Here is a 26,281-nt window from a genome sequence, read left to right on the forward strand (position 1 = left end):
GAGAATCATGGGAAAAATTTTGTGCATCGCCAATCAGAAGGGCGGGGTGGGGAAAACCACAACCGCCGTGAACCTGTCGGCCAGCCTTGCCGCCGCCGAGAAGAAGACCCTCGTCATCGACATCGACCCCCAGGCGAACACCTGCAGCGGCCTCGGCGTCGATAAGGACTCGGTAACAGAAAACATCTATCATGTCATTATCGAACAAACCCCTCTGAACAGCATTATCATTCAGCCCCTCCCGGAGCTTCCCTACCTGTACCTCGCGCCCTCCAACACCGATCTGATCGGCGCCGAGGTGGAACTTGTGGGGGCGCTTGCCAGGGAGACGAAGCTGAAAGCAGCCCTTGAAGATACAACCGACTCTTTCGATTACATCCTCATCGATTGCCCCCCGTCCCTCGGACTCCTGACGGTCAACTCCCTCACCGCCGCCCACGGCGTCATCGTCCCCCTCCAGTGCGAGTACTTCGCCCTGGAGGGCCTCGGCCAGCTCCTCAAGACCATCAACATCATCAAGAAAAGCCTGAACAAGGGGCTTTCCATCGAGGGCATCCTGCTGACGATGTTCGATATCAGAAACAACCTCTCTCACCAGGTGCTCGAGGAGGTGTCCCAACATTTCCCCGACCGTATGTTCGAAACCGTCATCCCCAGAAACGTCCGCCTCTCGGAATGTTCCAGCTTCGGAAAGCCGATTATCCTCTACGAAATCGATTCCAAGGGCGCGAAGAGTTACCTAGATCTTGCCCATGAAATCATCAGGAGGGAGAAGTAAATGGCCAAAAGAAAGGCACTGGGCAAGGGCCTTTCCGCCCTGATTCCGGATGCCGCGACTGAGCCTTCCGGGGATAAGGGGAGCCTCTTCGCCGTCGACATCTCCGATATCTCCCCGAACCGGTTTCAGCCGAGGCACGGATTCGACGACGCCGGCCTCGATGACCTGGCCCGGTCCATCGCCGAAAAGGGAGTTATCCAACCCCTCATCGTCCGTGAGGTGGATGACGGATACGAATTGATCGCCGGCGAGAGGCGTCTCCGCGCCTCCAAGCTCGCGGGCCTCGCCGAGGTCCCCGTCGTCATCAAGGACGTCTCGGACGCCGAATCCCTGGAGATCGCCCTCATCGAAAACATTCAGAGAGAAGACCTGAATCCCCTCGAGGAGTCCGAGGCGTACCAGCGACTCATCGATGAATTCGACATCACCCAGGAAGAAATGGCGAAGAGAGTCGGTAAGGATCGAACCACCATTACCAACTCTCTTCGCCTCCTCTCCCTTCCCGATACGATTAAACGATACCTCGCCACAGGCGAGCTTACCACCGGTCACGCCCGCGCACTCCTGTCCCTGGGAGATACATCCCTCATGCTCGCCACGGCGAAACGCATCATAACCCAGGGCCTCTCCGTGAGGGCCACGGAGGCCCTGGTAAAAAGGCTCAAGGAGGGGGCACCCCCCTCTGAAAAACCGGCCCGAGATGCGCACTACGACGACCTCGAGGAATCCCTTACCCGCTCTTTGGGAACGAAAGTTCGCTTGACTCCCCGGGGCGAGGGGGGTAAAATCGAGATCGAATATTATTCCCCGGACGAGCTCGATCGTCTGTTGGAGTTGCTTGGAGGATGACCACGCGTTCCGTATCTCGCGTCGGGGTGAGTAACATATTCCCGGACCCGCTGTCATTCCCCCATTTTTTTATATACGTCTTCATATAAGCACAAGGAGCAGATATGTTCGGCAATATTAAGTTGCTCGGGGGAAAGACCCCCGACAAATTTGACAAAACCGCAGAGTTGAACGCATTCATCGGTCAGGGAACAGAGTTCGACGGAACATTGACCTTCGTGGGAACCATCAGGGTTGAGGGTACCCTCAGGGGAGAAATTTCCGCCAAGGACATCCTGATCGTCGGCGATCACGGGGTTGTCGAAGGTGAGGTCGACGTTGATACAATCATCATCACCGGATTGGTCAGGGGGTCCATTCGGGCCGCCCGCAGCGTCGAGATTACCCCGCCGGGCAGGTTCTATGGCGATATTGAAACACCGAAATTTATTCTGAGGGAGGGGGGTATCTTCGAGGGGAACTGCAAGATGCAGGACATCCATCTCGGCGACGAGTCGACCAAGTTCGCCGCCGCCTCCCGGGACACGGAGCACTCCTGGATCAAGGTTTCGGACAAGAAGGGGAACGGCGGCGGCTGATCGCCGTTCAGATCGCATTCGATACCGACCGACATCGGGGGACGGCTTTCGTCTCCCGATGTTTCTTTTTCTCCTCATTGTGCCGTCCCATGTCGTCCACCCACACTCCGAAAGATTGTCCCCTCCCGCACCGCCCCGCCTCCCCTTACGTTCGGCACGATTCCACCAATCCGGACACTCCCCGCATCGACGCCTTACATGATTTACCCTTACCGCCCACGGTGCCCTGCATACGGCCAGGATCGGCTCCACCCCCCTTTTTTGAGAGCCCCCATCCACCCGTCATAAGTAATATACCGATCCTCGTGAGGAGATCGATCGGAACGCGTGCCACCCGCACGATACCGGTCCGATATCGGCATCATTTCGGGTGTCCGATTCATATTCACTCTTGATCTTTTTTTTCTCTTTTCTCTTGACATGAATATTATCCCTATGGTAGTTTCTATCGGTTGAGGTTGAATGAGTAGTCATTCATTTATTTATTTGAGGAGTTTCCCTTGATCGAGCTCAACTTCACATTCTTCATACAGTTGTTCAATTTTCTCGTGCTCATCGCCGTTCTCAACTGGCTCCTCGTAAAACCGGCCATGAAAATCATCAATGAGCGTCGCAGTCGGGTTGAGGGAAGCGACGAGGAAACCCGTCTTCTCCTGGAACAGGTGGAGAAAAACACGGCCGAATACCAGCAGCGATTATCCGAGGCGCGCATTCTGGCTAACTCCGAAAAGGAAAAGCTCAGGCACGAAGGCTCACAGCAGGAAGCCGACATCGTGAGAAAGGCCAGAGAAGAGGCCCGGACCATGCTCGAGGAAATGAAATCCGGTATCGAACGGGAGACTCTTGCCGCTCAAGATGCAATGAGAAGCGAGATTGAAGCACTGTCCCGTGACATCGCTGAAAAAGTTCTCGGCAGGGGGGTTTAAATGGTGTCCGAGTTTCTTGCCCGCATAAAAAAAGACAAAGTCCTTCTCGGCATGATCATCTTCAGCATACTCGCCATTGCCGGTGCAATCTGCGTCAGTCTCACTAAATTCGGCGTCCTCTCTCTTCCGATGAACGAAAACAGATTGCTTGAGGATCTTGCCTGGCGCATCGCCAATTTCTCCATTCTCATCATTATCCTTCACGTCGTGTTGACCGACAGAGTCATCGACTTCTTTAGAAACCGTACCCAGGCCATCCGTGAGGCTCTTGAGACCTCTTCCAAGGCCAAGAGTGAGGCGGAAAAGAAATATCAGGAAGTCGCCGATATGCTGTCCCGCGCCAAGAAGGAGATCGAGAACATGCATGAATCCTTCATCGAGGAAGGCAGGCTTGAGCGCGATCGGCTGATCTCCAACGCCGAGAAGGAGGCCGAGAAGATAAAGATCCAGGCTAAAAATACGGCCGAGCAGGAAATCCGCGCCGCCCGCTTCGCCCTCAGGGCCGAGGCGGTTGAGCTTGCGGTGGAGCTGGCAGAAGAACTGTTGAAGAAGACCATAACCGAAAAAGACTTAAAACGGATCACGAAAGATTACATCGATAAGACCTCAGAACTGTTATGATTCAAGATACGATAGCAAAAAAATACGCCAAGGCGTTGTTGGAGCTGGGACAGGAGGACGGCCAGGAGGAACGGTACGGCCGTGATATCGCCGACCTTGAGTCTTTTCTGACAAAAGACGAGTCTCTCTGGAGCTGGCTCACCGGCCCGGTGGGAGACTATAAGGGAAAGCGGGACACCCTGGACAAGATCCTCTCTCAAACCAACGCGCCCCAGATAATACAAAATTTCTTTCGACTCCTGCTGGAAAAGGACCGGTTTGTCCTCATCCCCGTCATCGTCAGGTCCTACCAGCGCCTTCTCGACGAGGTACTGGGTCGCGTTCGGGCACACATCATCACAGCAAGCGACCTGACGAAAAAAGACGTCAGCGATCTCTCCGAGCGCCTCTCCACCGCCGTCGGCAAGGAGGTCGTGTGTGATATCACGGTTGATCCCTCCATCATAGGCGGCATCATCGCCCATGTGGGAGGTCTCGTTTTCGATGGCAGCATCAAGACAGAGTTGCATACCATTCGCGATAATCTCAAGAAAGGACAGATGGTATAAACAATGGAGATACGTGCTGAAGAAATAAGCAGTCTGTTAAAAAAACAGATTCGAGATTATGAAAAAAAGCTGGAGATCAGCGAAAGCGGCGCCATCCTCTACGTCGGTGACGGTATCGCCCGTATACACGGCCTCGATAACGCCATGAGCGGCGAGCTGCTGGAGTTTCCCGGGGAGCTGTACGGCATGGTGCTCAACCTCGAGGAAGACAACGTCGGCGCCGCCATCTTCGGAGAGGGCTGGCATATCAAAGAGGGCGACATCGTCAAGAGAACCGGCCGCATCGCTGAGGTGCCGGTGGGCGAGGCGCTCCTGGGTCGGGTGGTAAACGCACTCGGACAGCCCATCGACGGCCTCGGTCCCATCGAGACCGAAACCTACAGCCCCATCGAGGTAAAGGCCCCGGGTATCGTCTATCGCCAGCCGGTGAACGAGCCGCTCCAGACCGGCATCAAGTCCATCGACTCGATGACCCCCATCGGCCGCGGCCAGCGGGAGCTGATCATCGGCGACCGCCAGACCGGTAAAACCGCCATCGCCATTGACACGATCATCAACCAGAAAAACACCGACGTCGTGTCCATCTACGTGGCCATCGGTCAGAAGCGGTCCACCGTCGCCCGGTTCGTCGATCTCCTGAAAAAATACGACGCCATGGAACGGACCATCATCGTTGCGGCCTCTGCGTCCGAACCCGCTCCGCTTCAGTATATCGCTCCCTACGCGGGCGTGACGATGGGCGAATTCTTCCGGGATTCATCCCGGCACGCCCTGATCATCTATGACGACCTCTCAAAGCACGCGGTCGCCTATCGGCAGCTTTCTCTCCTGCTCAGGCGTCCCCCCGGCCGCGAGGCCTATCCCGGCGACGTGTTCTACCTCCATTCCCGGCTTCTGGAGCGCGCGGCGAAGCTGTCCGACGACAAGGGGGGCGGATCTCTGACGGCTTTGCCGATCATCGAAACCCAGGCGGGAGACGTGTCCGCATACATCCCCACAAACGTTATCTCCATTACCGACGGCCAGATATTCCTGGAGACGGACCTGTTCTATTCCGGCGTCCGCCCGGCCATCAACGTGGGTCTGTCGGTATCCCGGGTGGGCGGTAAAGCCCAGATCAAGGCCATGAAACAGGTTGCGGGATCCCTCAGGCTGGACCTGGCCCAGTACCGGGAAATGGCGGCCTTCGCCCAGTTCGGCTCGGAGCTGGACAAGGCCACCCAGGCACAGCTCAACCGGGGCAGCCGCCTGGTCGAGATCCTCAAGCAACCCCAGTATAATCCGCTCCCAGTGGAAAAGCAGGTTCTCATCATCTTCGCCGCCACCCACGGCTTCGTCGACGATTACCCCGAGGATGCGCTCAGGCGCTTTGAGGATGAGATGTATACATTCTTCGACGCCAAGTACCCCGATCTCATGGACGAGATCAGGAAACAGGGGGCGCTCTCCGGCGACCTGGAACGACAGGCGAACAAGGCGTTGGAGGACTTCAAGAAAAGTTTTGTCGTCTCATAGTCGGAAATATATACCATGGCGAGCCTGAAAGACATACGAAAACGAATCCAGTCGGTGAAAAACACCCAGCAGATTACCAGCGCCATGAAGATGGTCGCCGCCTCCCGGCTTCGCCGCGCCCAGGAACGTATTGAACGGGCACGGCCGTATGCCGAAGAAATGGCGGTGGTCCTTTCCGATCTGGCTGTACGGGTTCATGCGGACTCCCATCCGCTGCTTACCCGTCGTCCGGTGGGCAAGGTCATGCTCATCGTCTTCACCTCGGATCGCGGCCTGTGCGGCGGCTTCAATCAGAACATCATCAGGACCGCGGAGCGCTTCATCAGGGAAAACAGAAAAAAATACTCGAAAATCACCTTCACCATTATCGGTAAAAAGGGGTACGATTATTTTAGAAGGCGCACCACCCCCATCTTTAAAAACTACACCGGAATTTCGGGAAGCATCGAGTATCGGCTCGGCGAAACTATCGTCCAGGATGTCGTGAAATCCTTTCTCGATGGATCGATGGACGAAATCTATCTCCTGTTCAATAAGTTCATCACGCCCATGACCCAGGAGGTCGTGTTCGATCGGCTGCTCCCCATCTCCCGGTCCAAGGCCAGGGAAAACACCACGCCCGTCGAATACCTGTTCGAGCCGTCCCAGGAGTACGTCATCGAAGGTATCATCAAACGGCATCTGAATACTCAGGTTTTCCGCGCACTCATCGAATCCGAAGCATCGGAGCTGGGCGCACGGATGACCGCTATGGACAGCGCCACATCTAACGCTGAAGAGATGATAGAAAAATTGACGCTGGATTACAACCGCGCCCGCCAGGAGGCCATCACCTTGGAGTTGATGGAAATCGTCAGCGGCGCGGAGGCCCTTTAAAACTCAAAGAAAAACACGCCGGATGCATTGAGTGCATTCCGCGTTCATATACCGTTAGTTTTGGAGTGACAGACAGAACGCTGATAACAAGAGAGGCGCTTTGAATATGAACGAAGGCAATATTATTCAGGTTATCGGTCCGGTAGTTGACGTGTACTTCCCCGACAAGCTTCCGGAAATCTACACCGCCATCCGTATAACAAATCCGGCCATCAACGACCGGGAGGGAAATCTGGTGGTCGAGGCCGCCCAGCATCTGGGTGACAACATTATCCGCTGCATCGCCATGGACACCACCGAGGGTCTGGTTCGGGGCATGAAGGCAGTCGATACCGGCGATCATATTTTGGTCCCCGTGGGGAGTGAAACTCTCGGTCGTATCATGAACGTCGTCGGCGATCCGGTTGACGAATTGGGCCCCATCGAGACGGAGGAAAGGTGGCCCATACATCGCCCCACTCCCGAGTTCGTGGAACAGAACGTGAGCGTCGAAGCCTTCGAAACGGGCATCAAGGTCGTCGATCTTCTGGCTCCCTACTCCCGGGGCGGTAAGATCGGGCTGTTCGGCGGCGCCGGCGTCGGGAAAACCGTTTTCATCATGGAGCTGATTCACAACATCGCCGTTCAGCACGGTGGTTTTTCCATCTTTGCCGGTGTCGGCGAGCGAACCCGTGAAGGAAACGACCTGTGGCTCGAGATGAAAGAAAGCAAGGTTCTCGACAAAGCCTCGCTTGTGTACGGACAGATGAACGAGCCTCCGGGAGCCCGTGCGAGGGTCGCCCTCTCGGCGCTGACCGTCTCCGAGTACTTCCGCGACGTGGAGGGGCAGGACGTGCTCCTGTTCATCGACAACATCTTTCGCTTCACCCAGGCGGGGAGCGAGGTGTCGGCCCTCCTGGGACGTATCCCCTCTGCGGTGGGCTATCAGCCCACACTGGCGACGGAGATGGGCGAACTCCAGGAACGCATCACCTCCACCACCAAGGGATCCATTACCTCGGTGCAGGCCATTTACGTTCCCGCGGACGACCTGACAGACCCGGCCCCGGCGACGACCTTTGCCCATTTGGACGCCACCACCGTTCTCTCCCGACAGATATCGGAGTTGGGCATCTATCCCGCGGTTGACCCCCTAGACTCCACCTCCCGGATTCTCGATCCCCAGGTTGTGGGCGAAGAGCACTATAGGGTCGCCCGTGACGTTCAGCTCGTGCTCCAGAAATACAAAGACCTCCAGGACATCATCGCCATCCTGGGTATGGACGAGCTGTCCGAAGAAGACAAGCTGGTTGTCTACCGGGCACGGAAGATTCAGAGATTTCTCTCCCAACCCTTCTTCGTCGCAGAAGAGTTTACCGGCTCAGCGGGCAAGTATGTTCCCCTGGAAGAAACCATCCGCGGCTTCAAGGAAGTTGTGGAGGGAAAATACGATGACATTCCGGAACAGGCCTTCTATATGGTCGGCGGCATCGAGGAAGTGCTGAAAAAGGCCAAGACCATTTCCGGTTAGCGAGAGGGCCGATCAAGAGGGCCGATTAAGAGGGCCGAGAGAAGGGCACGAGAGGGGAAACGGGAGAGGGGAGAGGGGAGGACGTCTCTCTTTTCCAATCGGCACAGCAACAGCGAGAGCGCTTTTTCGGCGCCGTGTGTGAGGATTGAAAAAAATGGGATTCTATCTGGAAATCATTACCCCGGATAAAAAATTCGTCAGCGAGGAGGCGGATAAGATTGTGTGCCCCGGTGAGGCCGGGGTATTCTGCGTCCTCCCCGGCCACGCGCCGATGTTGTCTTTGTTGAAGCTGGGAGAGCTGCGCTACGTCGATTCAACGCGCTCGAACGAGCACTTCATGGTGGTGACCGGCGGTTACGTGGAGGTGACCCAGGATAAGGTCTCGGTCCTCGCCGATGAATGCGTTCGTCCCCGGGATATCATCCTCTCCCAGGCGGAGGCCGATATGGCCAAGGCCGAGGAAAAACTCAAAACCGTGGATAAGGACACCGAGGCGTACCGAAAGGCGAAGTGGAACTTAGACTACGCCCAGGCCGTCGTCAAGTTGGGACAGAAATTACAATAATAAAAAACTCAAAAACCTTTTTTTGATTGAAATGAAAAAGGGGTGGCGATTTCGTCACCCCTTTTTTAACGTACTCTTTGATGTCGGGTCAGTCAGCAATCGTTCCATATAACATGAGATCGGCTATCGCCTCCTTCCTCTCGTCCAACTTCTCCCTGGTAAACTGATCCTCTCCCTCAATCGCTTCTAAAATCGGCGCCAGCAAGAAATATGAAATGCTCAGACCAATACTGGAGATCAAGTAATGTTTCGCACTTTTTTGACGTACGATCTCTCCCGCCAGCTCCTGTTGTTCCGAAATGAATTCTTCCGTCTGGGAAAAAAAATCTTTCAGGTATTTTTTTGAAATCTTCGATACCCGGTCCGAATCCAGGTTCAGCTCATGTATCATGATCTTGAGGAAATCCCTGTTGTCGTTGAGAAATTCCATATACCGATATATCATGTCCCGTATAAGCTTACCGTCAAAAACGTCCGTTCTCGGCATTCGGGCAAACTCCCCCATGATGGAAAAGATCTCCTCAAAGGTCCTGTCCAGAACGACGGCATACAGTTTTTCCTTGTTCTTGAAATAGTGATACAGCGTCGCCGAGTTTATTCCCGCATGTCTCGCGATCTCTCTGATGCCGACGGCGGAAAATCCCTTCTTGGCGAACGCCTTTTTCGCCGCAGCAATGATCTTTTCTCTTTTTTCTTCACTCATCGCTTCACCAATATAAGAGGCATATACTCACCGCCCGTTACCCGTTCTCCTTTTCAGTCCTTCCTCCCCACACCACCATACTTCTCCCGGATCCTTTCACGATCAGCCGCTTCATCCCCCTCAATTCACCCGCAATCTACTCATTCCCCGCCCCTCGTTGTGAAACGACGGCAAGGGAAAATGTTCAATCAATCGTTCGATGAAATATATACCATGAAGGCTTCCGTTCGTCAAGGTTTTTCCGGTTTTCTTTTTTTTATGAATTTATTATGTATCTATCGTGTTGTGTGGGGTGTAATACAATATCTTTTCACTCTAGAATTCGCATATTAGATTTCCTTCCCCCCTGCCTCTTCCCTCTTTACATATACCATCTTTTAATCATGTAAAAACCAACAAAAAAACCCCGAGGTTTCGCAAAACCTTCGGGGCTTTTTCCGTTTCATGTCGGTTATGATGATTTCGTCGGGATTTTTGGGATCAGCCATGACAAAAACGCCCTTTCGCTTCGGGTTTGGAGCGCCACCGTCCCCGGTCCGGTCAACTGCACCACCAGGCCCTCTCCGCTAAAAACGGTGCTCTTGAGGCCTCCCACCGTCTTCACCTCGTAGGAGATGCCCTCATCGAAGGCTACAAGATGGCCGGTATCCACAATATACTGCTGTCCCTGTGCGAGCTTGATCGTGTGGATGGCGCCGTAGCTGGCCATGATCAGTGTGCCGGTCCCGCTGACACGGAGCATGAAAAGCCCCTCGCCGCCGAGAAATGTCTTCGCCCCTCCCCACTTGGTATCCACCTCCACCCCGTCCGATGAAGCCAGATACGATCCCGATTGCACCAAAAGACCGTTTCCCTTCATCTCCGTGACAACCACGTCCCCCGGCAAGGTCGGCGCCAGTGTGATCTCTCCCCCGCCTTCCGGCGCGGTGTACGTATTCATGAAGAAGCTCTCTCCCCCCAGGGCCGCTCGGGCGAGGGACTTCATAATGCCCCCCCTGGCCTTTGTTTCCATCTTCATTCCCGCGCTCATGCTCACCATCGCCCCCGCCTCCGTCCTGATCGATTCGCTCGGACCCAGAGCGACGATCGCCAGAGAATACGACGGGCGATACTTGACGTCTACCTGCATATCTTTCTCCCGTATTTAAGTGTTGTTATCTCATTACTCGAGACGGACCGCCGCCTCCCCTCATTGTGTCACTGAACATTATCTCACGAAAACCATGCGGCGATCCTTTTTTTCTTCATCGAGGGATGTTCCCTCCCCTCTACCGAAGTTTTTCCAGGTTTTCTCGGGCAAGTTGTACGGCGGCCTGACGTGTCGTAATCCGTTTCTTTTTACTTTCCTCCACGCAATACCTGACCCCCTGTCGAATGCGGGAGCTGAATTCCCCGAAGACCTCTTCGATCTTACATTCTCCGGTCAGAATCAGGCCGAATCCCGCCGCCGCGCCTGCGTTCGCGATAAAATCGGGGATGACCAACACGCCCCTCTTCATGAGCCTCTCCTGGGCCCCGGTTGTGATGGGTATGTTCGCCCCTTCAAGAACGAGCTTTGCGTTCACCTGTTTGACGTTTTTTTCGGTTATGGCGTTGGCTATCGCCGCCGGCACGATGATGTCCGCGCCCGAGGTCAGCCACCCGTCCCCCTTCCCGGTTGTGAAATCGAAGTCCAGCTTGTTCCTGTCCACCGTTCCTGCGGCGTCCCTCGCCTCGATCATCTTTTCCACGTCCAGTCCGTCTTTCGAGATGATGCTTCCCTCAATATCCGTCACGGCGATGATTTTCACACCCCGTCGCGCCAGGTTTCTGGCGGTGATGGCGCCCACGGTGCCGAATCCCTGCACAGTGGCCGTGGCTCCCTCCAGGGAGATATCCAGAAGTCCCGCCGCCTCGTCGGCCGCCTCGGCGACGCCGTATCCGGTGATGAGCTCCTCAAAGCTTTCACCTCCCAGGTTTGAAAATTCGATACCCTCGGGCAGCTCCAGGGTAATGCCGAGCTCCCCCGCCTTTTTCTTGGCGAACGCGATGGGATCAACCCCGGCGTTTTCATTTATGATCCTCACATCCTCCGCGTCGGTTCCCATGTCTTCTGCGGTTATATAAATCGTATTGAGGTAGGGTGTGGCGAGCCTCCCGAACGCGGCCGAAGCCTTTCTCTTGTCCGGGGAGCGGGGATCAAACACGATGCCGGACTTGGCGCCTCCCACCTTCACGCCCATCGCCGCGAATTTGTATGTCATGGTCCTTGCCAGCATCCCGACCTCTTCCAGCGTCACCACAGGACTCATGCGGCATCCACCGCCGCACACCCCGTTGATGAGCCTGTCAACCACGATATAGGCCGTCACGCCGGTATCCGGATCATGAAGCGTCACCTGATGCACGTACGTATCTTCCTGTTTCATTATTTTCTCCTCGATCTCCCTGACAATTTCCGAAAATCCTTCGGTTCAAAGCGGAATGAGACGACACACCCTTTTTCTTCTTTCCCGTCCGCTGTTTACATCCCCTCCCGGTCCAGCGAGCGGTACTGGACCGCCTCCGCCAGATGCCGGGGGAGTATCTGCTCTCCTCCCTCGAGATCGGCGATGGTCCTTGCCACCTTTATGATCCGGGTGTATGCCCTGGCGGAGAGCTTTAACGACTGCATGACCCGCTCCAGGAGCTTCTCTCCCTCCTTTGTGACGGGGGCGAATATCGCCAGGTCCTTCTGGGACATTCCCGCGTTGAAAAAGTAGTCCCGCTCACGAAACCTGTGATACTGTATATCCCGTGCGGCGTTCACCCGCTTCCTGATGGCCGTAGACCCCTCTGATTCCCTCTCCTTCAACTCCCGATATTTCAAGGCCGGCACCTCGATATGAATATCGATCCGATCAAGCATGGGGCCCGACAGTCTCGATCGATATTTGCGTATCTGATATATCGAACAGGTACAGTCGTTGTTCGGATCGTCCAGATATCCGCAAGGACACGGGTTCATGGCCGCAACCAGCATGACCCTGGCCGGATACGTGATGCTCATCAGCGCCCGGGAGATGGTGACGGAGCCGTCCTCGAGGGGCTGCCTCATGACCTCCAGGGTGTTTTTGTTGAATTCCGGTATCTCGTCCAGAAACAGCACCCCGTTGTGTGCGAGGCTCACCTCCCCGGGAGAGGGAATCTGTCCCCCGCCGATGAGGCCTGCGTCCGAGATGGTATGGTGGGGCGATCGAAAGGGCCGTGTGGCGATGAGGGGCCTTCCGTCCATCTTGCCGGCGACGCTGTGTATCTTCGTCGTCTCAAGCGCCTCCTCGAAGCTCATCTCCGGCAGAATCGTCGGAATTCTCTTTGCCAGCATGGTCTTTCCCGAACCGGGAGGACCGATCATGATCGCATTGTGGCCTCCGGCCGTGGCCACTTCCAGGGCGCGCTTTGCGTGCGCCTGACCCCTGACGTCGGAAAAGTCGTTGTCGTACCTGTTATGGCTCCGAAACATCTCCCGGCGGTCCACGACGACGGGAGGGATCTCCTCTTCTCCCCGTAAACAACCCACCGCCTCGGGCAGAGAGCGAATCGGCACCACCGATACGCCGTCCACGACCGCCGCCTCCCGGGCGTTTTCGGCGGGCACCAGGAGCCGCTCGAATCGATTGTCCCGAGCCGCAACGGCCAGGGGCAGCACCCCCTTGACGGGCTTGAGGCTTCCGTCCAGGGAAAGCTCTCCGACCATACAGGTGTTTTCCAGTGACTGTTTCGTAATGATTCCCGAGGCGCTCAGTATCGCCACGGCGATGGGGAGATCGAAGGCGGACCCTTCCTTCTTGATGTCCGCGGGGGCCAGGTTTACGGTGATTTTTTGAATCGGAAAGTCATAGCCCGAGTTCTTTACGGCGGCCCTGACCCGATCCTTGCTCTCCTTGACCGCGGCATCCGGCAGGCCCACTGTGGAAAAATGCGGCAGACCCTGGGCAAGGTCCACTTCCACATCGACTATGTAGGCGTCGATACCCAATACCGCGCCGCTTTTCACCAATGAGAGCATACCATTGAACGCCGATCAGAAATTTCCGGCCATCTGGAGGAAGGCCTTCAGTTTGTCGTTTGTCTCCCTGAGTCGAGAAGAAAGGGTGCGCACGAATGCCCAGAGCATTTTGTATGCGATGTCTTTATCGAAGAATAACAGGTTATCAAAGTCTTTTTTGTAAATGGCAAAAAGCTCGGTTTCCGCATGTATAATTGCGTCGGCAGATCGGGGAGCGTCGTCGATGAGGGCCATTTCGCCGAAATAGGTTCCCTCTTCAAGAATGGTCAGGGCTTCCTCCCCGGTTCCGGCGATGTTCTGGCTGATCCGTACCGCTCCTTTTCGGATGATATAGAACCGATCGCCCTTGTCACCCTCTTTGAATAACATGTGTCCTTCGGGAAAGGTTTCCGATACCACTATCTCAGAAACCTTCTTTATTTCCTCCTGGGAGAGGTCTTCGAAGAGATAAATATTCTTGAGCAGCGCAGGATCCATGTAAAATCCTCATATTTGTGGTATCTAATATATAACAAATGGCGGGTGAAAACACAACGAAAATCAGGCTGTGCGGATCTCACCCGATCAACATGCAAACTCCTTTACAACAAATTCCCGCTCTGATATATTAGGTAACATGGATATCTCTCAAAAGATGGCTCTGCTGGAAAAGAAACTCAACGAGCTCAAGACCGGGTATGATAAATATTTCACGGGCGTCGAGCGCATTGAGCCGGTCCGTCTTCGGGAAGAGGTCCAGCGGATGATCCGCCAGGCCGGCACATGGCACATCACCAATACCGGCCTGAAATTCAAGCGCGATAACATCGTCGCCCAGTTCAATTCCTATACCCAGTACTGGAACCGCATCCTGCGGCGCATCGAGGACGGCACCTACGAGCGGGATGTGTTTAAAATGAAGCTCAAGGAACGAGCCGGCTCCATGAACCAGACAAAACCGGCCGCATCCGGGTCCCCGAATAAACAATCGGGCGACGGGTACGACTCGGTGTATAACGACCTGATGAACGCCCGTAAAAAGGCGGGCATCCCCACAAATTCCATGGATCGCAGCGCCTTCGAGGAAAATCTCAGACGCCAATCCGAAACCATCAAGAAAAAATACGGCGCGTCCCGGGTGGATTTCGTGGTGGGAGAAAAAGACGGCAAGCCTGTCGTCAAGGCGGTACCGAAGAAATGAGGCATCCCGTGCCGCCCCTCCCGCGGCCTTGAGACCAGATATCACACCATACCGGCACCATCGACATCTGACGTGCGGCGAAATGCGAGCCGTATCCGAATCGCCGGAGGGTATTCCGTCAACAGTGTCTCCCGTTCATCGTTATGACCCTCCCTTTTTATTATGTTTCCTTCTGCGACGACTCCATCCAGCCGGACCGCCTAAGGCTTTACGGTCCTTCCCTTCCACTGAATGGTGCCCGTGCCGGACACTTTTCCGATCGCTCGAAATATTGTCACGATCCACGCCAGCGCCGCCAGGGGCACAAGGAGCGCCCGACCGAGGGTGAGACCGTATCGTCCCGTCGCCGTCAAGTACATCACGGCCCCCAGCAACACGTTGGCGATCGGCACCATGACGCCGAAGAGGGTGTGCACGTCTCCCATGAGATACGATACAAGCTGCAGCCACGGCAGAACGAAGAGAACAAAAGAAATCGCCGCGAACGATATCGACAACATCGCCGAGCGGGACGCCGTCGATACGTGGTGCCGTATCAACCCGTCCCACAGGTTCGGCGGCGGGCCGTAGGGCCTGACCCGGCATAACGACTCCCCCGAGAGCAATCCGATCTTCCCGCCCTTCGCCTTCACCTCCCGTGCCATCACCTGGGCCTCACGTATGGTTTCGCTGGCTTTGCTGTGGCCGCCGATTCTCTTATACATCTCCCTCTCCAGCAGAAAGCAGCGATTATGTGCGTGGGCCACCAGCGGTTCCCAGGGCCAGTTCATGGCATACGCGGGGAACAACAGATAGAGGTGAAAATAGATGAACGGCGTGACGAGGTTTTCCCAGAAGCTGTCCGTGGAGAGCGCCGGGAGCATCGAAACGATGCCCGCCCCACGCTGCGTGGCGGCGGCCAGGAGCATGGCCAGGGCCCTCCGGGTCAGGATCACGTCCGCGTCCAGAAACAGGAGGTATTTCCCCTTCGCGTTCTTCAGCGCCTCGTACTGGGCGTATGGTTTCCCGAACCAGTGGGGGGGGAGCTCCCTGCCCCTGATAAGCGTGACGCTCGGCTCCGTCAAGGCGATATCCGAAACCACCTGGGCGGTGTTGTCCGTGGAGCCGTCGTCCACGACGATGATTTCGAATTTATCGAAGCTCTGGGCAAGGATTGATTTGACGCAGGCGCCGATGGTCCTGGCTTCATTTCTCGCCGGTATGATAACCGATACCGTGGGGAGAAAATCCTTCGGGATGGCCACCGTCGGCTCCCTGATGGACATGCGGTTTGCAACGACCTGCACCAGAAACACCATCATGATGACAAAAAGTATCAAGTCTACGGGATTCATGCTGTCTTTCGCTCAAATGGTTTGAATGATACGGTTTGTTATCTTACATCGTATGCACACAACCGGTCAATCTCTTTTCGCGGTCGCTATTCGTTCTCTATTCCCGCAAGCTTCTTGACCAGTCTCTTTTTTTCCTCGATGTCATAGGTCCCCATAATGGCGATGTTCTCCATCACCGGTGAGCCGCCGCCGTGCACGCCGGCATACTGAAGGACGCCCCCCAGGGCGGAAACCGTCATGTCCGATATCGCCCGAAAACAGCGATACTGGTCCTCGGACGAAATATCATCCACACGCTTGAGGTATTTTTTCAGCAGATCCCCCACCTCCGGACTTATAAATTCCGTATCATAGGGGAGCGTCGCCGGCAACCCCCCGGCCAGATCGCACAGAATCTCGTATTCATGGTAGATATTCATCCCGGCGTGGCGCCGTCCCGCATTGCAGTAGACCACATTCGGGATGCACGTTCCCGACGGGTGCGCGGTGCTTTCAACGGCCGCGGCCACTCCCGCGGCGAAGGTCAGCTCCGCCACGCTGACCATCTCCGCCAGCTTGTCCCGCACGTGGGTCGATTTCTCGATGCCGTTATATTCCGACACCAGGGCCGCGGCCCCCATCATGATGTCCGTGATCGCCGGCTTGCATCCGGTATAGCTGTGTCGGTGGAAGAGGGCGAAGAGCAGCGCCAGCTGTCCCCCGTATTCGGTTTCGCCGCAGAGAAACACCCTTTCTGAGGGAATGAATACATCGTCGAAGACGGTCATCGAGTCTGCGCCGCCGAAGAGCGTCATCGGCGCGTCCAGCTGGGGCACCCGCTCCCGCACCGTGGTGGTCCTGGTCAAAAGCTTGACGCCCTTCGTATCCGCAGGGATCGCGAAGGCCACCGCCCAGTCCCCCTCCTCGCTTGTCAGGAAACGGGTCGGTATGGCGATAATCTCCTCGGCATAGGGAGCCATGGTGTTGTGCGCCTTGGCGCCCCGTACCACGATGCCGTCCTTTTTCCTCTCGACGATCCTGAGGTAGAGATCCGGGTCGGTCTGCTGGTGGGGTCGTTTTCGCCTGTCCCCCTTCACGTCGCTCTGGGCGCAGCAGCCGACGGTGTTGTTCTCCTGAAACTCCCTTAAAAACGCCTCGAAGCGCTGATGATAATCGGTTCCTCGATCCTGGTCGCACGCGTAGGTGACGGCGGAGAGTGCGTTCACGGCGTCGATGCCCATACACCGCTGGATGCATCCGCCGCAGCGCTGGCAGAGGATCCGCGTCATTTTCTGTTTTTTCAAAAGATCGTCGGCGTTTCGGTGGATATGCGTGAAGCGATTGACGGGTTCCCCGCTCAGGTGCGATTGGGCGAACATCAGGTCGGCGATATCTTGATCCATCTGGGCGTCGAATGTGATGCTGACGGTGTTCATTCCGGGATATAGTTTCGGATCGTCCCTCCCCACCACGTCCCCCCCCAGGTAGATATTTTTCTTCATGCCGTACAGGCTTTCAAAATAGTCTTCCCGTGTCCTCATGATCTTTCTCCTTATAGATTGAATAAGGTCCGGGCGTTCCCGCCCAGTATCATGTCGATCTCTTCTGCCGTCAGGCGGTGATGCGGGTCCGGTTTCGTCTCCAGGTCGCGAATCGCCTGGACGTAGTCCGGCTCCGGCAGCACCGGCCAGAGGTATGGATTGTCGGTACCGAACAGGACCCGCTCGGGACCGAAGTGCGCCACGGCGTCCTTCACCGCGTGGGCGAATTCATGATATCGATCCCTGGCGGTGGTCTGCCACGCGGCGAGGTCGACATACAGATTCGGGCGGTTCATGCCCAGGGCGAAGAGCTGGTATCGGTGTCCGTATCCCATGTGGGCGGCGATGACCGGCACCTCCGGAAAGCGAAGGAGCATCTCGTCCAGATAGATCGGATCGCAGTACTTGCTCTTCGTGGGCGGGATGCTGGCTCCGGTGTGGCTCAGGATGGGAACGGAATGCTTCGCCGCCAGCTCCGCCAGCGCCAATGTCTCCTTCTCCTCGGGATTGAAGCCGCTCCCGGGGTGTATTTTTATCCCCCTGGCTCCGTGGTCCGTAAGGCCGGTGGCGACCAGCTCTTTTGCGTTTTTTCTCCGGGGATCCACGGAGACGAAGGGGATGATTCTCTCCGGATATTTTTCCGCCATCCGATACACGATGGCGTTCTGTTCCTCGATGTTTTTCCTCCCCTCCCCGGCGATCAGCCCCGTATCGAACAGCAGCATCACGGTCTTGTCGATACCCGCTTCGTCCATCGCCGCGATGTGACGCATACCATCGGCATCAAAATATGCGGGCATGATCGAATCGACCACCATGTCTATATCCGCCTCCACCCCCATGCGCCGGAGTATGGGCAGCGCCATCCGGGCGAAGCTTCTCCAGTAGCGGTCGGAAAAAAAATCTCTGTCAATAATATGCCTGTGAACATCAATAATCATGGTTCCTCCTTGCAAAAGGAAAAGCAGACGCGTCCCTCCCGGTGTCGGGGGATAAAATTCGCGCAGTCGATGGTGAAACACTAATCGGAATGCCCGGGCAATTGATTGAAGAGAAGAGGTGTCAATAGTGGGGAATGCATGTGTGAAGCCGCCGGGCATTATGTACCGGACGCTTCCATGCCAGTGTAAAAGACCGACTCTTCGTTGTCAAGGATTCAGCTCTTGTATGATGAAATACGCACCCTCGTATTTTTCTTGAAAACTATACATTTCTTTATTATACTTATTTAATTATGCTGTAACAATGTGACGGCGGTCATGGCCCATGTGGTCCCGGCGGTGGTATGGTTGTCGTGATATGATTGATTGACGCCGATACAGCTCCCGCTGTTTTGGGTTGTCTGCCGTTTGGCTGTTTTACCGAAATTTAGAAATGTCAGGAATAAATCTATGGGTATTATCAGTGCTCACAACCTGATCAAGGATTACGCCCGGGTCAGAGCCCTGGCCGGCGTCACCCTTGATGTACAGGACGGCGAAATCTTCGGTTTTCTCGGCCCCAACGGCGCGGGAAAAACCACCTTCGTCAAGACCATGCTCGGCTTCATCGGGATCACCGGTGGCTCCGTGAATGTGTTCGACAAACCCGCCGGCGACCGTGAGGTTCGCCGTCGGGTCGGCTACCTGCCGGAAAACATGCGCCTGCACGGCTTCCTGAAGGGGAGGGAGTTTCTGGACTTCGCCGGCAGGCTCTACGGCATGCCGAAAGACAAAAGAAAGAAACGGACCATGGAATGCCTGGACGCCCTGAACATGCTTGACGCAGCCGATCGTCCCCTCAGGGAATACTCCAAGGGGATGCTCCAGCGCATCGGCATCGCCCAGGCCCTGATCCACGATCCGGACCTGCTTCTCCTGGATGAGCCGACCTCCGGCCTCGATCCCATCGGTACGAAGGAAGTCCGGGACATTATCCTGGGCGAGAAGAAAAAAGGGAAGACCGTCTTTATAAATTCCCACCTGCTGTCCGAGATCGAGCGTACGTGCGACCGTGTGGCGATCCTGAACAAGGGAATGATCGTGAAAAAGGGTCACCTGGACGAGCTGTCATCCAAAACCCCGTCGGTGCGGGTGGAGGTGGCCAAGACCAGCAAGGCCACCGTGAAGGCCCTCGGAGAAGTGGCAAAGGATGTAAAGGTCGACGGTAATGTCTACGTTATCATCCCCAAAAATGATGAGGCCAAGGGGCGCATCCCGGAAATCCTGATACAGAGCGGCGATAAGATGATGTCCATGACCGAATCCCGGGAATCCCTCGAGGATATCTTTTACCGAATCATCAAGGAGGAGGGGTAACGTGAGAGCCATCCTTGCCATATGCGGAAATACCATTAAGGAAGGGCTCAGAAACAAGCTCTTCTATATCCTTTTGATTATCGGCCTGCTGTTCATCCTGATGGGAAGAATGTGCATGCAGGGCGATGTATCTTTCAATAGCCAGTCCCTTTCTCCCCAACAGGTCGTCGCCCTGGCGACGACGATAAGCTTTCACATCATCATCTTCTGGGGACTGACCCTTGCGGGGCTTCTCTCCATGGGCGCCGTGCTGGGAGATATTGAAACCGGTGTGATCACCGTTTTCATCGCCAAGCCTATTTCCCGTTTCGAATACCTGCTGGGTAAATTCTTCGGCGTCATGGGAGTGGTGCTGCTGAACGTCATCGTCCTGGGATGCGGCTTTTTCCTCCTGGCGTACCTCAAGACAGACATCTGGCCGTTCAAGATTTTTCTCTCCCTGGCGGTGTTCATCCTGAACCTGATGCTCCTGGTTTCCGTCGTCATGTTGGTATCGCTCATCTCCTCCCGGATCGTTGCGATGCTGATGGGAATCGTCGGCTACCTGTTCAGTGTCGGTATAGACATCCCCGTCTATTTCGACGCCCTCCGGGCGCAGATGGTCGAGAAACCGGCGGTCCTGATTCTGTCAAAGATCATATACTTCGCGTTCCCTCAGTGGGGGTCCACGCAGTTTTACGCCGCCTCGTTTCTCAGCGATATGTTTGCCCAGAAGATGTCTTTCTGGCCCACGATTCATACCGCCGGGTACATCGTGCTCGTGTGGTTGGGTATGATGCTGCTGTTTAACAAGAAGGAGCTGTAATTCGCCTTTTAAGGAGTTTCCCGCGACCGAAAGTTACAGCGTGTTCCCACATACCCGTCTCATGGGACCGCTGCAATCGTATATGTCAATGACTCTCTGATGTCCTTGGAGGTGCGTTACTCATCGGTTTTTGGTTTTCGTGTGAATCTCGACGGTATCTCCGGAATATTTTCCCGGTAATAGATAGAAAGATATTCTTGTATCTATCCACAGGATGAGTTCTGTGAGCACTCCTTCGACACTGAAGGAAGGGATTCACCAAACGATACCGACGAAAACGGTGATACTCTCATCCAGGCCGCCTCTCTCTCGGTGTTGTTATGTCCGAACATACAGTATTATTTGTGGGTAATCTCTCCGAAACGCCCTTTCCCAAGCTTCTCAGCGAGATCAACAGCATGGGGATCACGGGTCGGCTTTCTTTCGAACGGGGCAAGATAAACAAGCAGGTTTTTTTCAAGAACGGCAGACCGTTTCTTGTCACATCCAATATCCTGCAGGAAGTACTCGGACGGTTCCTCGTCAGTACCGGAAAAATCACCGAGGAACAGTATAAACGTTCTCTTGTCACGGCCAAGGAGTTCGGCAAGCTGCACGGCCAGGTCATGATTCAGGAGAAGTTTCTGACTTCCGAGGAATTGAACGAAGCGTTGCGGGAGCAGTCCAGGTTTCGGCTCTTTTCCCTTTTCAAGTGGAACGACTGCGATTACAAGTTCTTCAGAGAGGATTTTTTCCAGGAACGGGACGAATATGCGGACCTCACGATCACCGATATTATTCTCAACGGCATCAGGCAGTCCCATTCCCTCGACCGCCTGATCTCTCTCTTGGAACCCTATCGAAATCTCTACCTTTTCCCCGGCGCGGAAAACTCGCGCCTGGATGCAGACTCAACGTTCGATGAACATCAGCGCTGGCTTTTAAATCTGTGCGACGGCACCCATACCGTGGGCGACACCTTGGATCTTTCGCCGCTGGATTTCATTGAGACCCACAGAACCATTTACGCGGCCATCATTCTGAATATCATCACCATAAAGAAAGACTCCGCCTCCGAGATACAAAAGAGAGAGGCGCCGACCCCCCCCCGGCCCGAGGGCGTTCCCCTCGAAAAGGAAGCGCCGCCACCGAAAAAGCCCGACGAGGAATTCAAAGAGCTTCATACAAAGCTGATGGCCATATATCACCAGATGCGCACGAAGAGCTACTTCGACATCCTCAGGGTACAACAAGACTCTCCGGACGCGGAAATCAAGAAATCATACATCAAGATGGCAAAGAAGTTTCATCCCGATTCTTTTTCTCCCGAAGAAATCGTGGTTGTGGAAAAGACCGTCAACAAGATTTTCGACATCGTCACCCAGGCCTATCGGGTGCTGAGCGATGAAAAAAAGCGAAAGGAATATATCGCCTCCCTCGTCTCTCCGAAAGAGGGAAAAGATGCGAAACAAACCCACGATATCATGACCGCGGAGCTCCAGTTCCAGAAGGGAATGGTTTTCCTGAAAAAACGGGATTACAGAAATGCGTTCGAGTCCTTCGCCTGGGCCGTAAAGCTCATGCCCGACGAGGGCGAGTACCTTGCATATCTGGGATGGTCGATTTTCCTGTTTTCCTCGGACAAAACGGGGCCGAACTCGGTACAGGCCATCAAGCATCTCAAGAAAGCGGCGACCCTCAACCCATCCATTGAAACACCGTTTCTCTTTCTTGGAACGATATACAAGGTACAGGGGCTCAAGGACGTCTCGATCCTTAATTTTAAAAAAGCCCTCGATATCAATCCGGATTCTCTGGAGGCGAGGCGGGAGCTCACCGCCCTGGGGGTCAAACAGAAGGGTGATGAACAGAGAAGGGGTCTTTTCGGGAAGAAAAAATAGCTTACCTCTCGAACCGATGACCCACAAGGCCGAGAAGCGACACAGGGCTCTCACTCACAGTCACCCGTCACGACGCCCCGTGAAGTCATGGACACACACAAACGGCCCCCGTCTTCGTCACAACCGAAGGCGGCCCATATCGAATCAAGCCTTCCGGGCGACACGAGAGTCAGGACACTCCGCCTCCCCTCTCCATCTACACGTGAGGATGTATGAAAGAAACCCGCTTCGGTCGGATTGTCTTCATACCGGGACAAAACGACGGGAAATATCCATTCTGCAATTCCCTCTATCTCGAGGGAGACCAAAAGGTCATAATCGATCCGGGATCGAATGACGCGCGCCTCTTCTCCCTCAAGGAAGACCCGGGCGTCGATCTCGTCTGGCTTTCCCATTTTCATGAGGACCACTTCATGTTCCTCGGTCTCTTCTCCGACCGGGAACTGTGGATGCCCGGGCACGACGCCCAGGCTATGTTGTCGATGGAGCATATCCTCGATCTCTACGGCATCGACGACGCCGAAGAGAGGAAACAGTGGGCCTCCTTCATGACCGAACATTTCAATTATTCGCCCAGGGAGGTGAACAGGACCTTCGATGGGGAGGAAACCATCGATTTGGGAGGTCTTTCTGTCGTGACGATACCGGCGCCGGGACACACCGCAGGCAACACCGCGTTTTACGTTCCGGACGAGGGGCTTCTCTTCATCGGCGATTACGATCTTCTCCCCTTCGGCCCCTGGTACGGCGATCGCGATTCCGATATCGACCTGCTCATCGCGTCGGCCCGTAAGCTTCGGGAGATCCCCGCAAAGGTCTGGGTCACCTCCCACGCCGCGGGTTTTTTCACCGACGACCCAAGAGAGCTCTGGGATCGTTACCTTGCCGTGATCGACCGCCGGGAGCAGATGCTGATTGACTTCCTCTCCATACCCCGTACCATCCATCAGATCATCGACGCCCGTATCGTCTACAAAAAAAAGAAGGAGCCAGCACTCTTTTTCGATTTCGGCGAGCAGGCGCTGATGATGAAACACCTGCATCGATTGATGAAGAACGGGGTTGTGGTGATGGAGGAGGAGAGATACCGTCTTGCGTAGGAATCGGGCGCTTCTGTGCGGCTTTTAGGCCTTCATATGAAACAGCCGGGAAGAGAACCTCTCCCGGCCGTGCATCGTGTTTTTTGATTTCGCGGGGTGGGACCAGCGACGGTTTCCCCAATCATGGGTCAGCTGTCGAACCGTCGCATGGGTATTTTCATGAACGTCACTCCCTCTTCCTGAAGCTCCTGTTCTTCCTGTGGCGTGGTGGTTCCCCGGATGCTCCGCTCTTCTGTTTCTCCGTAGTGTATCTTCAGGGCTTCCTCTGCGAATTGCGGTCCCACGTCTTGGAAGTTTTTCTCCAGAAATTCCGTCATCTGTTGGAAAAAACTCTCCGGATTTATATTCCCATACGTCGTTTCAGTCTTCTGGGCGCGACCCCCGATGCCGAACGTGGATGGAGCCACGTCCACCCGCACCGTACCGCAGATCGGACAATCTATGAGGTTGCTTCTTTTCTGTTCCTCAAACGCCTGCCGATCCTCGAACCAACCCTCGAAAATGTGACCGTTTTCGCACCGAATATCATAGACTATCATGGGTATTTTGCGGCAAATTACATACAGTGACGTACCATTCACTGTCAGTATAACATAACGATCGTGTGATGTCAGTCTTTTTGCTGGGCGACCTCCAGCTTCACATCGGCATCGTTTGCCACAACGGTCTTTCCCTTGCCCGTCTCCTTCGCACGGTACAGCGCATGATCCGCCCATTCGAACATGGCGATGGCCCGACGCATTTCTTCCGGCGTGTTCTCTCCCAGTGTCGCCACGCCCGCGCTGACGGACAGGGAAAACGATTTTTTCTCTTCCGTGAATACTTCCGACTCTATGGCACCGCGGATTTTTTCGACCATCCCGAACGCCTCTTCTTCGTCGGTGTCCACCAGCACGACCACGAATTCTTCACCGCCGTATCGCGCCACCAGGTCATACTGGCGGACGTTCCTTCTGAGAATATCCGCCACCTTTACAAGCACTCGATCCCCTGCGAGATGACCAAAGGCATCGTTGATGTTTTTGAAATCATCCACATCGAGAATTACGATCGACAGCGGTTTTCTGATCCGGTTGAACTTAGTGACTTCCCGGCTGAAGTATTCCCAGAAGAATCCCGCGTTTTTCAGACCCGTCAGATCATCCGTCGTTGTAATCTCGCTCAGCTTCGCTTTTAAAATAGATATCTGATCCTTGAACTCCTTGATTTTGATCGCCGAACCGACCCGGGCAAGAAACTCCACCTCGTCAAACGGCTTCTTGACATAGTCAACGGCGCCCGCCTCCATCCCCATTTTGACGTCGGACAACGTGGTCCGAGAGGTGAGAATGATAACAGGAATGTCCTGAGTCTCCGCTCCCGACGTCAGCATGCGGCAGGCTTCCATGCCGTCGATGTGTGGCAGTACCACATCCAGTATTATCAGATCCGGCTTCTCTTCATTCGCCTTGCGGAGCCCCTCAAGCCCGTCGGCGGCCTCTATCACCTCATATCCTCTCTTGGAGAGAATCCTATTGACGAGTCCCCGTGTGAGCTCATGGTCCTCAATAATAAGGATTTTCTTCAACGATCTTCCGAAATGTATTGAAAAATTTTTATATTTAATTTAATCTTATAATACGTATCGCCGGTGGTCAACATTTTTTGACGTTTTTTGGTTTAAACATTCTGTATCTTCCCATGTGTTGGGTTACGCATTCCCCGAGTACCCGTGTAACGACATCGAACATCTGCTCACTCCGGTCCCTCGAACGAGAAAACACCGTTCTTTTTCGCCTCTCTTTTCTATAAATTCTCTTGACAATGATTGTGGTTAAAAGGTAAAATGCCAATTTACGCGTTGTGCCGTATGTGGTAAAAAGACATATACCTCCCCGGCGTCTTCCGCGTATGAGAGAGTAAAAACAGGCATGGGGGTAAAGGATTTTTCTGATGTACGCGATAATACAAACCGGAGGCAAACAGTATCGAGTGTCTCCGGGTGACAGTGTAAAAGTTGAGAAGCTCGACGGCAACGTGGGCGATACGGTGACGTTCGATAACGTGCTTATGATCGGCGGAGACAAGGACCCGATCGTCGGGACGCCCGTCGTCAAGGGCGCCTCGGTAACCGGCACCATTACCGAACAGGACAAGGCAAAGAAAGTCACCATCCTCAAGTTCAAACGCCGCAAGGGCTATCGGAAAAAGATGGGACATCGTCAGCCGTTCACCCGTCTTCGCATCGAAAAGATCACCAATTCATAAACGGAGCGACCATCATGGCACATAAAAAGGGACAGGGCAGTTCGAAAAACGGTCGCGACAGCGCCGGTCGCCGTCTGGGTGTGAAACGCTACGGCGGCGAAAACGTGACGGCCGGAAACATCATCATCCGCCAGCGCGGCACGAAAATTCACCCCGGCAAGGGCGTGGGCCTGGGCAGAGACCACACCATCTTCGCCCTGATCGACGGAGTGGTGAAATTCGAGACAAAAGCAGGCGATCGGAAATACGTCAGCGTGATCTCCTCCTCGTAACGGTTTTTAGCGAGGACGCACTCGCCGTCGTTTTTGCGTCGCATCGACGACCTGTTGCGGGTATGAATTCGACCTCTGACTGTGCCCCTCTTTATCCAAAAATGAAGAGGGTTTTCTTTTATCGACACGGATGGACAGGCCCCGACGCTT

At 54.9% G+C, this 26,281-nt stretch carries 27 protein-coding genes; 17 read left to right on the top strand and 10 right to left on the bottom strand.

Annotated elements, in window-relative coordinates; all coding sequences use genetic code 11:
• Positions 1–7 precede the first annotated feature (7 nt).
• The 10 genes from JW885_10790 to atpC all read left to right on the top strand — a co-directional run bounded on the left by JW885_10790 (position 8) and on the right by atpC (position 8,766).
• Positions 8–778 (top strand): ParA family protein, encoded by a 771-nt coding sequence (locus tag JW885_10790; protein ID MBN1882650.1) that lies wholly within the window; start codon positions 8–10, stop codon positions 776–778.
• Positions 779–1,627 (top strand): ParB/RepB/Spo0J family partition protein, encoded by an 849-nt coding sequence (locus tag JW885_10795; protein MBN1882651.1) that lies wholly within the window; start codon positions 779–781, stop codon positions 1,625–1,627.
• A 104-nt stretch (positions 1,628–1,731) separates the two neighbouring features.
• Positions 1,732–2,205: a polymer-forming cytoskeletal protein gene (locus tag JW885_10800; protein MBN1882652.1), complete on the top strand. Its 474-nt coding sequence runs from the start codon at positions 1,732–1,734 to the stop codon at positions 2,203–2,205.
• Positions 2,206–2,705: 500 nt separating this feature from the next.
• A complete protein-coding gene (locus JW885_10805) occupies positions 2,706–3,131 on the top strand; it encodes an ATP synthase F0 subunit B (protein MBN1882653.1) in 426 nt (141 codons plus the stop codon).
• Positions 3,132–3,752 carry an ATP synthase F0 subunit B gene (locus tag JW885_10810; protein ID MBN1882654.1) on the top strand — a complete coding sequence of 207 codons (621 nt, stop codon included), beginning with the start codon at positions 3,132–3,134 and terminating at the stop codon, positions 3,750–3,752.
• A complete protein-coding gene (gene atpH, locus JW885_10815) occupies positions 3,749–4,300 on the top strand; it encodes an ATP synthase F1 subunit delta (protein ID MBN1882655.1) in 552 nt (183 codons plus the stop codon). The genes JW885_10810 and atpH overlap by 4 nt, the downstream gene beginning before the upstream one ends.
• Before the next feature lie 3 nt (positions 4,301–4,303).
• Complete coding sequence (locus JW885_10820; protein ID MBN1882656.1) at positions 4,304–5,815, top strand: F0F1 ATP synthase subunit alpha; 1,512 nt, start codon at positions 4,304–4,306, stop codon at positions 5,813–5,815.
• Between the two features lie 15 nt (positions 5,816–5,830).
• The gene (gene atpG / locus JW885_10825) at positions 5,831–6,691 is read left to right on the top strand and encodes an ATP synthase F1 subunit gamma (GenBank protein ID MBN1882657.1); all 861 of its coding nucleotides are present in this window, start codon (positions 5,831–5,833) and stop codon (positions 6,689–6,691) included.
• A gap of 100 nt (positions 6,692–6,791) precedes the next feature.
• Positions 6,792–8,201 carry a F0F1 ATP synthase subunit beta gene (gene atpD, locus JW885_10830; protein MBN1882658.1) on the top strand — a complete coding sequence of 470 codons (1,410 nt, stop codon included), beginning with the start codon at positions 6,792–6,794 and terminating at the stop codon, positions 8,199–8,201.
• Between the two features lie 154 nt (positions 8,202–8,355).
• Positions 8,356–8,766 (top strand): ATP synthase F1 subunit epsilon, encoded by a 411-nt coding sequence (atpC, locus tag JW885_10835; protein ID MBN1882659.1) that lies wholly within the window; start codon positions 8,356–8,358, stop codon positions 8,764–8,766.
• An 88-nt stretch (positions 8,767–8,854) separates the two neighbouring features.
• On the opposite strand, the gene JW885_10840 is transcribed toward atpC, so the two are convergent.
• The 5 genes from JW885_10840 to JW885_10860 all read right to left on the bottom strand — a co-directional run bounded on the left by JW885_10840 (position 8,855) and on the right by JW885_10860 (position 13,973).
• Positions 8,855–9,469: a TetR/AcrR family transcriptional regulator gene (locus tag JW885_10840; GenBank protein ID MBN1882660.1), complete on the bottom strand. Its 615-nt coding sequence runs from the start codon at positions 9,467–9,469 to the stop codon at positions 8,855–8,857.
• A gap of 451 nt (positions 9,470–9,920) precedes the next feature.
• Positions 9,921–10,598 (bottom strand): TIGR00266 family protein, encoded by a 678-nt coding sequence (locus tag JW885_10845; GenBank protein MBN1882661.1) that lies wholly within the window; start codon positions 10,596–10,598, stop codon positions 9,921–9,923.
• Between the two features lie 139 nt (positions 10,599–10,737).
• Entirely contained in the window at positions 10,738–11,877 is a 1,140-nt protein-coding gene (locus tag JW885_10850; protein MBN1882662.1) for a Glu/Leu/Phe/Val dehydrogenase, read from the bottom strand.
• 95 nt (positions 11,878–11,972) lie between these two features.
• Complete coding sequence (locus JW885_10855) at positions 11,973–13,496, bottom strand: YifB family Mg chelatase-like AAA ATPase (protein MBN1882663.1); 1,524 nt, start codon at positions 13,494–13,496, stop codon at positions 11,973–11,975.
• A gap of 15 nt (positions 13,497–13,511) precedes the next feature.
• Positions 13,512–13,973 (bottom strand): cyclic nucleotide-binding domain-containing protein, encoded by a 462-nt coding sequence (locus JW885_10860; GenBank protein MBN1882664.1) that lies wholly within the window; start codon positions 13,971–13,973, stop codon positions 13,512–13,514.
• Between the two features lie 157 nt (positions 13,974–14,130).
• Between JW885_10860 and JW885_10865 the strand changes: the two genes are divergently transcribed.
• Complete coding sequence (locus tag JW885_10865; GenBank protein MBN1882665.1) at positions 14,131–14,676, top strand: hypothetical protein; 546 nt, start codon at positions 14,131–14,133, stop codon at positions 14,674–14,676.
• Between the two features lie 200 nt (positions 14,677–14,876).
• On the opposite strand, the gene JW885_10870 is transcribed toward JW885_10865, so the two are convergent.
• From JW885_10870 to JW885_10880, 3 genes are all read right to left on the bottom strand, one after another.
• Positions 14,877–16,010 carry a glycosyltransferase gene (locus tag JW885_10870; GenBank protein MBN1882666.1) on the bottom strand — a complete coding sequence of 378 codons (1,134 nt, stop codon included), beginning with the start codon at positions 16,008–16,010 and terminating at the stop codon, positions 14,877–14,879.
• An 86-nt stretch (positions 16,011–16,096) separates the two neighbouring features.
• On the bottom strand, positions 16,097–17,530 hold the full coding sequence (locus JW885_10875) for an aromatic ring hydroxylase (protein MBN1882667.1): 1,434 nt from the start codon (positions 17,528–17,530) through the stop codon (positions 16,097–16,099).
• 11 nt (positions 17,531–17,541) lie between these two features.
• Complete coding sequence (locus tag JW885_10880; GenBank protein MBN1882668.1) at positions 17,542–18,471, bottom strand: amidohydrolase; 930 nt, start codon at positions 18,469–18,471, stop codon at positions 17,542–17,544.
• Positions 18,472–18,921: 450 nt separating this feature from the next.
• Here JW885_10880 and JW885_10885 point away from each other — a divergent pair, with 450 nt between their 5' ends.
• The 4 genes from JW885_10885 (at position 18,922) to JW885_10900 (ending at position 23,612) form a co-directional block, all read left to right on the top strand.
• Positions 18,922–19,827 carry an ABC transporter ATP-binding protein gene (locus JW885_10885; protein MBN1882669.1) on the top strand — a complete coding sequence of 302 codons (906 nt, stop codon included), beginning with the start codon at positions 18,922–18,924 and terminating at the stop codon, positions 19,825–19,827.
• 1 nt (position 19,828) lies between these two features.
• Positions 19,829–20,632, top strand: a complete 804-nt coding sequence (locus JW885_10890) for an ABC transporter permease subunit (protein MBN1882670.1) — start codon at positions 19,829–19,831, stop codon at positions 20,630–20,632.
• Between the two features lie 320 nt (positions 20,633–20,952).
• Positions 20,953–22,512, top strand: coding sequence for a DnaJ domain-containing protein (locus JW885_10895; protein MBN1882671.1), 1,560 nt, complete (start codon positions 20,953–20,955; stop codon positions 22,510–22,512).
• A gap of 212 nt (positions 22,513–22,724) precedes the next feature.
• The gene (locus tag JW885_10900) at positions 22,725–23,612 is read left to right on the top strand and encodes an MBL fold metallo-hydrolase (protein ID MBN1882672.1); all 888 of its coding nucleotides are present in this window, start codon (positions 22,725–22,727) and stop codon (positions 23,610–23,612) included.
• A 128-nt stretch (positions 23,613–23,740) separates the two neighbouring features.
• Here the strand turns inward: JW885_10900 and JW885_10905 are convergent, their stop codons facing one another.
• Both JW885_10905 and JW885_10910 read right to left on the bottom strand, forming a co-directional pair.
• Complete coding sequence (locus JW885_10905; protein MBN1882673.1) at positions 23,741–24,151, bottom strand: DUF1178 family protein; 411 nt, start codon at positions 24,149–24,151, stop codon at positions 23,741–23,743.
• A gap of 71 nt (positions 24,152–24,222) precedes the next feature.
• The gene (locus JW885_10910; protein ID MBN1882674.1) at positions 24,223–25,179 is read right to left on the bottom strand and encodes a diguanylate cyclase; all 957 of its coding nucleotides are present in this window, start codon (positions 25,177–25,179) and stop codon (positions 24,223–24,225) included.
• A gap of 365 nt (positions 25,180–25,544) precedes the next feature.
• On the opposite strand from JW885_10910, the gene rplU reads away from it, so the two are divergent.
• Together rplU and rpmA are read left to right on the top strand one after the other, a co-directional pair.
• Positions 25,545–25,859: a 50S ribosomal protein L21 gene (gene rplU / locus JW885_10915; GenBank protein ID MBN1882675.1), complete on the top strand. Its 315-nt coding sequence runs from the start codon at positions 25,545–25,547 to the stop codon at positions 25,857–25,859.
• 14 nt (positions 25,860–25,873) lie between these two features.
• The gene (gene rpmA / locus JW885_10920; GenBank protein MBN1882676.1) at positions 25,874–26,131 is read left to right on the top strand and encodes a 50S ribosomal protein L27; all 258 of its coding nucleotides are present in this window, start codon (positions 25,874–25,876) and stop codon (positions 26,129–26,131) included.
• Positions 26,132–26,281 lie beyond the last annotated feature (150 nt).

The organism is Candidatus Zymogenaceae bacterium, from assembly GCA_016931225.1.
GTDB lineage: Bacteria > Desulfobacterota > Zymogenia > Zymogenales > Zymogenaceae > JAFGFE01.

Coding starts and splice junctions, on each gene's coding strand:
- JW885_10790 (MBN1882650.1), top strand. CDS start 8: ATGGGAAAAATTTTGTGCATCGCCAATCAGAAGGGCGGGGTGGGGAAA.
- JW885_10795 (MBN1882651.1), top strand. CDS start 779: ATGGCCAAAAGAAAGGCACTGGGCAAGGGCCTTTCCGCCCTGATTCCG.
- JW885_10800 (MBN1882652.1), top strand. CDS start 1,732: ATGTTCGGCAATATTAAGTTGCTCGGGGGAAAGACCCCCGACAAATTT.
- JW885_10810 (MBN1882654.1), top strand. CDS start 3,132: ATGGTGTCCGAGTTTCTTGCCCGCATAAAAAAAGACAAAGTCCTTCTC.
- atpH (MBN1882655.1), top strand. CDS start 3,749: ATGATTCAAGATACGATAGCAAAAAAATACGCCAAGGCGTTGTTGGAG.
- JW885_10820 (MBN1882656.1), top strand. CDS start 4,304: ATGGAGATACGTGCTGAAGAAATAAGCAGTCTGTTAAAAAAACAGATT.
- atpG (MBN1882657.1), top strand. CDS start 5,831: ATGGCGAGCCTGAAAGACATACGAAAACGAATCCAGTCGGTGAAAAAC.
- atpC (MBN1882659.1), top strand. CDS start 8,356: ATGGGATTCTATCTGGAAATCATTACCCCGGATAAAAAATTCGTCAGC.
- JW885_10840 (MBN1882660.1), bottom strand. CDS start 9,469: ATGAGTGAAGAAAAAAGAGAAAAGATCATTGCTGCGGCGAAAAAGGCG.
- JW885_10845 (MBN1882661.1), bottom strand. CDS start 10,598: ATGCAGGTAGACGTCAAGTATCGCCCGTCGTATTCTCTGGCGATCGTC.
- JW885_10850 (MBN1882662.1), bottom strand. CDS start 11,877: ATGAAACAGGAAGATACGTACGTGCATCAGGTGACGCTTCATGATCCG.
- JW885_10855 (MBN1882663.1), bottom strand. CDS start 13,496: ATGCTCTCATTGGTGAAAAGCGGCGCGGTATTGGGTATCGACGCCTAC.
- JW885_10860 (MBN1882664.1), bottom strand. CDS start 13,973: ATGGATCCTGCGCTGCTCAAGAATATTTATCTCTTCGAAGACCTCTCC.
- JW885_10865 (MBN1882665.1), top strand. CDS start 14,131: ATGGCTCTGCTGGAAAAGAAACTCAACGAGCTCAAGACCGGGTATGAT.
- JW885_10870 (MBN1882666.1), bottom strand. CDS start 16,010: ATGAATCCCGTAGACTTGATACTTTTTGTCATCATGATGGTGTTTCTG.
- JW885_10875 (MBN1882667.1), bottom strand. CDS start 17,530: ATGAGGACACGGGAAGACTATTTTGAAAGCCTGTACGGCATGAAGAAA.
- JW885_10880 (MBN1882668.1), bottom strand. CDS start 18,471: ATGATTATTGATGTTCACAGGCATATTATTGACAGAGATTTTTTTTCC.
- JW885_10885 (MBN1882669.1), top strand. CDS start 18,922: ATGGGTATTATCAGTGCTCACAACCTGATCAAGGATTACGCCCGGGTC.
- JW885_10895 (MBN1882671.1), top strand. CDS start 20,953: ATGTCCGAACATACAGTATTATTTGTGGGTAATCTCTCCGAAACGCCC.
- JW885_10900 (MBN1882672.1), top strand. CDS start 22,725: ATGAAAGAAACCCGCTTCGGTCGGATTGTCTTCATACCGGGACAAAAC.
- JW885_10905 (MBN1882673.1), bottom strand. CDS start 24,151: ATGATAGTCTATGATATTCGGTGCGAAAACGGTCACATTTTCGAGGGT.
- rplU (MBN1882675.1), top strand. CDS start 25,545: ATGTACGCGATAATACAAACCGGAGGCAAACAGTATCGAGTGTCTCCG.
- rpmA (MBN1882676.1), top strand. CDS start 25,874: ATGGCACATAAAAAGGGACAGGGCAGTTCGAAAAACGGTCGCGACAGC.